Source organism: Ruminococcus sp. OM04-4AA (assembly GCF_003462585.1).
GTDB lineage: Bacteria > Bacillota > Clostridia > Lachnospirales > Lachnospiraceae > Mediterraneibacter > Mediterraneibacter faecis.
This window is the reverse complement of sequence record NZ_QTZH01000025.1, coordinates 36,226-45,541: the sequence shown is the minus strand read 5'-3', so window position 1 is coordinate 45,541 and position 9,316 is coordinate 36,226. Positions and strand designations below refer to the sequence as shown.

Sequence of the window (9,316 nt, the reverse complement as noted above, 5' to 3'; positions counted from 1 at the left end):
CTAGGTGTGATTTAATGACCTCTTTTGAAAAATTTTTTAAATTTTTTCGGGTATGAAAAAAGCCCGCACAAAACATATAGTCTGTACGAGCCTTTAAAGCTAAAACATATTCAATTTTTAATAGTGTGCTATTAGGTGGGATTTGATTGCAAATAATTGTACTTAAAGCTTTCCATAACGCAAGCCCCCTTAAAGCACCGTATCAATGTTGGCATGGTTTTTCAAATTACTCTGAAAAATTATGAACTGTTCCTTTTGGAAATATAATTGTCAGTCTTGTATATTCTTTTTCCGTAGAAGCAATATCCAATTTCAACCCCAACCTATCGCATAATTTTTTAGATAGATACAGTCCCATACCTGTTGCATTTGCCTTGTTTCTGTTAGAACCAGTAAAGCCTTTTTCAAATACACGGGATAAATCAGACGTTTTTATTCCACAGCCATTATCTTCAATTACAAGCAGTATATTTGTTCCGTTGTCTTGACTGTATATCGTCAGTTTGTTTTCCTGCTTGTCAAAATACTTAATCGCATTTTGCACGATTTGAGATAGAATGAATGTCAGCCATTTTTCATCAGTATATACAACATTCTCTATGTCATGGATATTGATAATTACTTTCCTTTCCATAAGTGAATGACGAAATTTCAGAATGACATTATGTATCACTTCGTCTAACTGCAACTGTTTTACAAAATAGTCCTTTTCCGTATTTTCACTCCTTGCATAGTAGAGCATTTGTTCCACCAACTGAAATATCTTGTCTGTTTCTTTTTTTAACGTGTAATTTTTCGTATTATCGAACGTCAAAGACAATGCTCCTATCGGTATTTTAATTTCATGGGCGAAACTTTCCACATATTCTTGATAATCCTGCTTTTCCTCTGTGATTTTACCGATTTCATCATTCATAGATTTGCAGGCTTTTTTTAGTGCGTAGTAATAGGCTTCATTTTGAAATTCTTTTGGCTTTGGTAAAACATCTGCAATATAGTAGGTTTCTTCCAGTCCGTCTACTAAATCAATAATATGTTGCGAAGCCTTACGTTTCTTCCGATACAAACACCATTGAAAAAGCCCTTGTATGCTGATGAACAGAATTACCAGCAATACAACAAATAGCGTATCTACGCCGTAGAAAATCAAGAGAAATGCTACTAAGGCAAGAAAGAAAAGCTGAAACAATATCTCTGTTATTTTTTCTTCTAAGAATGTAAAAAAGCTCACAGTTTCCAACCCTTTCCTCGTATATTTTCCAATAAATGAACAATACCGATTTCTTTCATTTTCTTTTTTAGACGGGTCATATTAACCAGTAATACATTTTCGTCTAAATAATATTTGTCGTTCCACAGCTTTTCCAATAGTTCTTCCTTACTGATAACTTTATCTTCGTTCATAAAGAAGTAGTATAAAATACGAAATTCATTTCTTGTCAATTCAATGCTTTTCTCTTGATACTTCAAAATAGATAAATGTAAATCAAGGGTACAATCTTTTTTAACAAGCTCACGGAAATTATTCGGGTTTGATAACTGCAATGCACGCTTGATCTTCTCAAGAAGAATAAGCGTGTCATACGGCTTTGTGATAAAGTCAATTCCACCCACTTGAATACTTTTCAATTCGTCAGCATTTGTATCTCTGCTTGTTACAAAGATAATAGGTACTGGCATAGCTTGTTTTATTTTCCTGCATACTTCATAGCCATTTTCATACGGCAGGTTAATATCAAGCAAAACCAGCTCTACGCAATATTGCTTTAATTCCTTTGTCAGATTTTCAAAGTTAGTCAACAAGACTGTTTCATATCCTTGTGTGTTCAATAGTTTAGAAAGCTCCAGACGAGTGATTTCATCATCTTCGATAATTGCTATTCTCATTTCCACACCCCCTTGATTTACTATTATAATAATTCCACAGCAGGAGAGCTAGAAAAATCTAACTCTCCTCATTGATATTTCGTTTGAAATACTAAAATACGTTTTATTATTTACAAGAATTCTTTTGGGAGAAATAATATTAACATTAACACCCATTTTCTTTTTCACTCTTATATCTCCATATGCTATTACCATCACATCTTCTGTTTTTGTCTCCACCATCTTCTTCACTCGATTTATATAAACTTCAAATTCCTCCACGCCATTTGCTTCTTCATTACTGTAAAAAGCTTCCGGAAAATAAATATTAACTACTGAATGATTTGTCTTAAGATTAAAATACGCATATGTTGCTCCCGACTTTTCCGACCTCAATTGTACATTATCAATCACACCAAATACCGACTTCATACATCCTTCATCATCCTTGATAATAAAGTTAGCGTCTTCATATTTCAAATTAGGTGCGTTTCCACTTTTCTCACCATTTTCATCTTCTACTGAAACATCTACTGTTCCTTCTCCCGTATTTGTAATTTTAGCACTTCCATTCCGAGGATGTTCTATTTCATTTTCATCATGTATTTTTAATAGCCGTTCCATTTTCCATTGCAAACGTTTTAAAATAGTATCATCATCTAATTGTATTCCTTCATAATATGCTTTTAATTTAGCTCTTCCTCGCTTTCCCTTGTAATCCACATGATATGGACACCCCTCATCGTGTAAATCACCTTCTTTATTCCATGTACTAAAAAATTTCACATTATTTTTTCTCTCAGTGTATTTAATCCTAGCTTTACAACCTTTTATACAAGTCAAATGTCCTTTGTATTTTGTCTCATAATCATTTTTATCAAGGTCTTCACAGTGTATCGGTTTATCACAATCTCCTTCTGCATTTGATAGTGCTAACATAATTTTCTTCGGCATAAAATCCCCTCCTTTTCATTAGTTAAATCCGATTTCTTTTATATAATGTTAGCATATTTTTTCACTACTGTCATGTATATTTTCAATTATTCATACATATCCACCTTTAGGTTTCATTAATCACACATATACGCTATTTCCAAAACAAAAATGACACAGATAATGTTGATTTTACGCTGTTTTTCGCTATCTATCTTCTAATTTACTCCATTTTTACTCCAATTTTAATCCAATATTTTCAGTTCGGCTACTTCTTCTTTTTTCTTTTCTTCTGAAACGTGCGTGTATAAATCGGTTGTCATTGCCAACGTAGAGTGACCTAAGAGTTTCTGCACTACCTGTTGATCTACTCCATTTTCATAACACCTTGTAGCGTATGTATGCCGCAGAGTGTGACAGGTAAACAGTTCAAATATCTTCGGTTCTCTCTTTTCTTCCTTTGCCAGTTCAATCTCTATTACATTGATTTTTGCCACATAGTCTTTGATTGCACTATTGACGTTATAATAGTAAACTGGCGAACCGTCTGAACAGGTAAATACCAAATTTTGAAATTCTTTGTGTTGTTTCCATATTGAGCGTTTCCACATCTTCTGTTCTGTCTGCTTTATCTTCTGATTTTGCAAAATCTCATATACTTCATCTGTCATAGAAATAACACGATTGCTTGATATGGTTTTGGCAGTTGTGTAGAAAAACTTTGAACCTCGACGGGACTAGAAGCCTTTGAATAATGAATTGTCTTATTGATTGTAATTTCTCTTTTTTCAAAGTCACAATCTTCCCATTTCAGCCCAAGCACTTCTCCAATCCGACAACCTGTTGTCACAGCAAATTTCAGAACATTGATGTGTATGTAGGAAGAAGCGAATGTAAAAAATTTCTCCTGTTCTTCTCTTGTTAATACACGTCTTTCTTTTTTCACTTCTTTTGGCATTTTGTCGAGCGACACGTTGCAGGCTATACTTAAAATATTCCGTACTTTCCATAAATTCTTCCAACTATTTTTCTCTATCGCAAGAATTTTTCTCATTACTCGGGACATTTTTTATTGCTATCTTTTCAAGCACATGTGATATTTCTAATAATTTTCTTCTTTTCATGTGTATATGTATTCCGAAACATACAATAAGCACAACTGAAATTATAATAGCAATTACAACCGAATTTTCCGCTTCAACTGTAACCTTTACATCTATTAACTTTAATAATCCTGCTATTGAAAGCACCAACGTTGCAATACTAATATTAGTCTTCAATATATTACTATCTAAATAGGATTGACAAGCTATTTTGTACTCTTCCAAAATCTCTTTTTCGTCATTATATTTCCTTGCCGCTAAAACAAGTTTATTTTCCAAACATCTATAAAACGAACTACTCTGATTATATTTATAGCATTTCTCTGCCTGTTTATAAATGTCCATTAACTCTGCAATTCTTTTACTTTGTATCATAATGTATCTCTCCAATCCTTTTTCTAAAAATAACGCAGACAATATCTCTACTATCTGCGTCATTCCTTTAATGTCTTCTTGAAATATTTACTCCATTTTCTTTCAACTTTTACTCCAAATTTACTCCTTTTTAAAAATCTGTTACGATATTTTGCGGCATTCTACGATACCTTTTCTTTAAAGAAAAATGTCTGTAAAGCTTGATTTCAAGCAAACTTTTCAATATTTCCAAGCACTTTATTCTGTTGTGAGAATTTCTTCTCAATTATTTCATTACAATGTTAATAATCTTCTTCGGAACATAAATCTCCTTGATCACATTTCCTGTCAGCTTATCAGCGATTGCCTCTTTACCTGCTGCGATTGCATCATCTTTGGAGATGTCAGCCGGGATCTCGATTACAGCTTTTGTCTTACCGTTGATCTGAACCGGAATCTTGATCTCATCATCTTTCATCTCGTTCTCGTCATATTTCGGCCATCCTGCATTGAAGATTGTCTCTTCATGTCCAAGCTGCTCCCACATCTCTTCTGCAAAGTGTGGTGCGAATGGAGAAAGAAGTACTGCTATTGTCTCGAGTGTCTCTTTGTCGATTCCGCCCTCTTTCTTTGCAATTTCCATGAACTTATTATTGTACTCCATGAATCCGGAAATAACTGTATTCAGGCTGAAGCTTTCAAGTCTTGTTGTGATGTCATATACCATTCTGTGACGAAGTTTGATCATCTCTTTTGTAGGCTGAATATCCTTCTCTTTGCTATCCATAAGGATATTCCAGAGACGTTTCAGGAAACGGTTTACACCGTCAATTCCACGGTCATCCCACTCTGCATCAAGTTCCGGTGGTCCTACGAAGAGCTCATACATTCTCAGGGAGTCGCATCCGTAATCACGTACGAGATCATCCGGTGATACAACATTTCCTTTAGACTTACTCATCTTAATTCCGTTCTTACCTGTGATCATTCCCTGATTAAACAGTTTGCGGAACGGCTCATCAAAGTCAATTGCTCCGATATCGCACAGGAATTTTGTATAGAATCTGGAGTACAGAAGGTGAAGTACAGCATGTTCTACACCACCGATGTACATATCTACCGGAAGCATCTCGTCTGCTTTTTCTCTGGAAACGAGTGCTTCTGAATTATGATTATCTACATAACGCAGGAAATACCAGGAGGATCCTGCCCACTGTGGCATTGTGTTTGTCTCTCTCTTGGAATCACTTCCACAAACCGGGCACTTGCAGTTTACCCACTCATCGATTGCAGCAAGTGGTGACTCACCTGTTCCTGTTGGCTCGTAGGAATCTACCTCTGGCAGACGAAGTGGAAGTTCTTCTTCCGGTACCGGAACATTTCCACACTTCGGACAGTGAATGATCGGGATTGGCTCTCCCCAGTAACGCTGACGGGAGAATACCCAGTCACGCAGCTTGTAGTTTACTGTTGCGCGTCCGATTCCCATCTTTTCGATCATATGTGGAGCTTCTTTCTTAAGCACAGAAGACTCCATACCATTCCACTCACCGGAGTTGATCATGGTTCCGACTGCATCTGTATATGCCTCAGTCATATTCTCAATCTCTTCTCCGTCTTTTGCGATAACCTGAATGATCGGAATATTGAATTTTGTTGCGAACTCGAAGTCACGGTCGTCATGTGCAGGTACACACATGATTGCTCCTGTACCGTAGTCAGCCAGTACATAATCAGACAGCCAGATTGGTGTCTTTGCTCCATTCAGTGGGTTGATCGCATAGCTTCCTGTGAAGACTCCTGTCTTCTCTTTGTCCTGCATACGGTCAACATTGGACTTCATAGATGCATCATAAATGTATTTCTCTACTGCTTCTCTTGTCTCATCTGTTGCGAGAGATGCTGCCAGTTCGTGCTCAGGAGCAAGTACCATAAATGTAGCTCCGTGGAGTGTATCCGGTCTTGTTGTATAAACAGTGATCTTCTCATCTCTTCCTTCTACCGGGAAGTCAACTTCTGCACCGTAAGATTTTCCGATCCAGTCAGCCTGCATCTTCTTAACCTTCTCCGGCCAGTCAAGTTTATCAAGATCATTTAAAAGACGATCTGCGTATTTTGTAATGCGAAGCATCCACTGACGAAGGTTCTTCTTTGTAACCTCTGCACCACAACGCTCACATTTACCATTCACAACCTCTTCGTTCGCAAGACCTGTCTTACAGGACGGACACCAGTTGATCGGGAATTCTTTCTCGTAAGCAAGACCTTCCTTGAACATCTTAACAAAGATCCACTGTGTCCACTTGTAGAACTCAGGATCTGTTGTATTTACTTCCATATCCCAGTCATACAGTGCTGCGATATCATTGATCTGTCTCTTGATGTTCGTGATGTTCGCCTCTGTTGATTTTGCCGGGTGAACGCCCATCTTGATCGCATAGTTCTCAGCCGGAAGACCGAAAGCATCCCATCCCATTGGATGAACGATGTAGTATCCCTGCTGTAATTTATAACGGCTCCATACATCAGAGATTACATATCCTCTCCAATGTCCTACATGAAGACCATTTCCTGATGGATACGGGAACATATCCAGGCAGTAATATTTCGGCTTCTTATTTCCGTCTTTTCCATTTCTTGGATTGACCGGTGTCTCTTCCCATTTCTCACGCCATTTTTTCTCAATGGCTTTGTGATTGTAAACAATCTTTGTACCCATGTACTTAATTCCTCTCTTTCATCAATATAAAGAAAAGCCTCTTCTTCTCATATATCCAAGAGACGAAAAGGCTTTAATTCCGTGGTACCACTCTTATTCATCTGACACAAAGTTCAAATGCACTCATTCATTCTATAACGGGAACTCCCGCCTCCGGCTAATCAATATAACATCTTTTCACCGAAAGAACTCCGAGGTCAGTTCAAAGTCTGTGCTGCTGCCTCACACCAACCGACAGTTCTCTGAAAAGCATCTTTTCCTTCTACTACTCCTCATCTGCGTTTTTACAATATACCTATTCATTATAAAAACTATATGATTATAAGTCAAGGCTTTTTCTTCTTAAAGGCCTCTTTTTATTGCCGGTTTCCATTCCACCACTTGTCCCTGCTCCAGTGATTTCTTCACATCGATCAAACGCTGATTTTCTGATCCTCTGAACAGCAGTGTAATATTTTTCTTATCTTCCTCAAATCTTCCATCCACAAGTACGTCCAGCATAGAAAGCATCTCATCCGTATACTCGCATCTCGCTCTGCTTTCTTTCTTCAGTTCCTCATCGAACAAATAACCACTGTAACACCAGATGTTCTTCTCCGGATAACGCTCTTTCACTTTTCTTAAAAGCTTCACAAGCACCTCTTGGTTCTCAGGTTCAAATGGCTCTCCACCAAGCAATGACAATCCATCAATATAACTCGGCTTCAACGCTTCCAGAATCTCTTCTTCTGTTTCTTCCGTAAATTTCTTTCCATAATTAAAATCCCATGTCATACTGTTAAAACATCCCTTACAATGATGCCTGCAGCCTGACACGAAAAGGGCAACACGAACACCCTCTCCATTTGCAATATCACATTTTTTGATTTCTCCGTAGTTCACTTTGAATCCTCTTTTCCACTTATTCCAAAATACATTTCGTATCATAGCATTGATTGGAATTTTCTTTCCATTTACTCCTATCATACCATATCTTTTCATCTTTTGCTATCTTAAGTGATGCTGCTCAGAAGCAACAGCTCATTATCGAAAAGCATTGAACATTGTACATAAATATGTTATCCTATTTTAAAGCATATTTTCTAAAACATCTAAATTCATATAAAAGGTTTCATTACAGGTAGAACGTACCTGCCAAATCAGAAAATTCATGCTTTTAAAATCCATTATTTAAAGCAGAGGTTTTCTGATAGAGAGAACTTCTGTGAAAATCACATAAGGAGGTCTCTTAGATGAAACAAAAGAGAAAGCAATTGCCGGAAAAACAGCAGCCGGCAGATGGAAAGCTGTTTCAGTGGCATCCTGCATTTTATGCAGACTTACAGATTGAATTCAGAGAAGAAAAAGAAAAATTAAAATTTGAACGGGAGTATCTATTAAGTTCAAAGCCAATGGCAATTGATGTGTTGATCATTAAAAAGAAAAATGCAGAGCCGATCCATAAAAATATCGGGAAAATATTCCGCAAGTATAATATTATCGAATATAAATCACCATCCGATTCACTTTCCGTGGACGATTTCTATAAGGTTTATGGATATACAAATTTTTATAAAGCAGATACAGGTAAAGTAAATGAAATCCCGATTCAGGAGCTGACGATCACCTTAGTGTCAAAACGATATCCAAGAGAACTGATCAGACATTTGAAAGAAGTACGCCACTACACTATTGATAATCCGGAAGAAGGGATTTATTATGTAATTGGAGATATCTTACCGATTCAGGTTCTTGTAACAAATCAGTTGTCACCGGAGAAAAATCTTTGGTTATATAGTTTGACAGATACCCTGGAAGATATGTCTGTTACCAGACAGCTTTTAGAGGATTATAAAAAGAACAAGGAGAATCAGCTGTATCAGTCTGTTATGGAGATTATAGTAAAAGCAAACGAGAATCGGCTAAAGGAGGGAAAACGAGATATGTGTAATGCGTTATTAGAATTAATGAAAGATGAATTAGATGAAAAAAGAGAAGAAGGCATAAGAGAAGGCATAAAAGAAGGGGAATCTCTTGGAGAAAACAGGATTAATCAGCTGATTTTGAAGTTATCCGAACTAAACAGAACTGATGAGATTCTCAAGCAGCTGCCGACAGGGAATATCAGAAGAAGTTATTGAAAGAGTTGGGACTTTAAAAGCCCCAATACCCAAGGACAGAGTTTGTCAATATCCAAAGGACATTTATTGACCTGTCCCGCATTTCTTGCAAGACGCACAAAAATAATGAGCTATCGCGCGACAGCTCATTATTTTAATCTCTTATGGACTTTATCTGATTTTTCACTACATCTTTTCAACAATCCGCATCAGCATTAATCCATTACGAACAATCAGCATTT

9 protein-coding genes and 1 other annotated feature are annotated in these 9,316 nt (G+C 36.8%); of the genes, 1 reads left to right on the top strand and 8 read right to left on the bottom strand.

Going from position 1 to position 9,316, the window contains the following annotated elements; translation table 11 throughout:
* Window positions 1-226 precede the first annotated feature (226 nt).
* From DXB52_RS08930 to nrdG, 8 genes are all read right to left on the bottom strand, one after another.
* Window positions 227-1,231 carry a sensor histidine kinase gene (locus DXB52_RS08930; protein ID WP_007286197.1) on the bottom strand — a complete coding sequence of 335 codons (1,005 nt, stop codon included), beginning with the start codon at window positions 1,229-1,231 and terminating at the stop codon, window positions 227-229.
* Window positions 1,228-1,887 (bottom strand): response regulator transcription factor, encoded by a 660-nt coding sequence (locus DXB52_RS08925; protein ID WP_055152489.1) that lies wholly within the window; start codon window positions 1,885-1,887, stop codon window positions 1,228-1,230. Before DXB52_RS08925 ends, DXB52_RS08930 begins: the two co-directional genes overlap by 4 nt.
* A 48-nt stretch (window positions 1,888-1,935) precedes the next feature.
* On the bottom strand, window positions 1,936-2,820 hold the full coding sequence (locus DXB52_RS08920; protein WP_118106997.1) for a hypothetical protein: 885 nt from the start codon (window positions 2,818-2,820) through the stop codon (window positions 1,936-1,938).
* Between the two features lie 224 nt (window positions 2,821-3,044).
* Complete coding sequence (locus tag DXB52_RS17040) at window positions 3,045-3,470, bottom strand: tyrosine-type recombinase/integrase (RefSeq protein ID WP_472520056.1); 426 nt, start codon at window positions 3,468-3,470, stop codon at window positions 3,045-3,047.
* Complete coding sequence (locus DXB52_RS17035; protein WP_472520055.1) at window positions 3,467-3,745, bottom strand: tyrosine-type recombinase/integrase; 279 nt, start codon at window positions 3,743-3,745, stop codon at window positions 3,467-3,469. Before DXB52_RS17035 ends, DXB52_RS17040 begins: the two co-directional genes overlap by 4 nt.
* A 76-nt stretch (window positions 3,746-3,821) precedes the next feature.
* Window positions 3,822-4,340, bottom strand: coding sequence for a hypothetical protein (locus DXB52_RS08910; protein ID WP_117569404.1), 519 nt, complete (start codon window positions 4,338-4,340; stop codon window positions 3,822-3,824).
* Between the two features lie 202 nt (window positions 4,341-4,542).
* The gene (gene leuS, locus DXB52_RS08905) at window positions 4,543-6,975 is read right to left on the bottom strand and encodes a leucine--tRNA ligase (protein ID WP_117569403.1); all 2,433 of its coding nucleotides are present in this window, start codon (window positions 6,973-6,975) and stop codon (window positions 4,543-4,545) included.
* Window positions 6,976-7,030: 55 nt separating this feature from the next.
* Window positions 7,031-7,263, bottom strand: a binding site (T-box leader).
* 54 nt (window positions 7,264-7,317) lie between these two features.
* Window positions 7,318-7,857 (bottom strand): anaerobic ribonucleoside-triphosphate reductase activating protein, encoded by a 540-nt coding sequence (gene nrdG / locus DXB52_RS08900; RefSeq protein WP_117539606.1) that lies wholly within the window; start codon window positions 7,855-7,857, stop codon window positions 7,318-7,320.
* A gap of 350 nt (window positions 7,858-8,207) precedes the next feature.
* Here nrdG and DXB52_RS08895 point away from each other — a divergent pair, with 350 nt between their 5' ends.
* Complete coding sequence (locus DXB52_RS08895; RefSeq protein WP_472520054.1) at window positions 8,208-9,095, top strand: hypothetical protein; 888 nt, start codon at window positions 8,208-8,210, stop codon at window positions 9,093-9,095.
* Window positions 9,096-9,316: the final 221 nt, after the last annotated feature.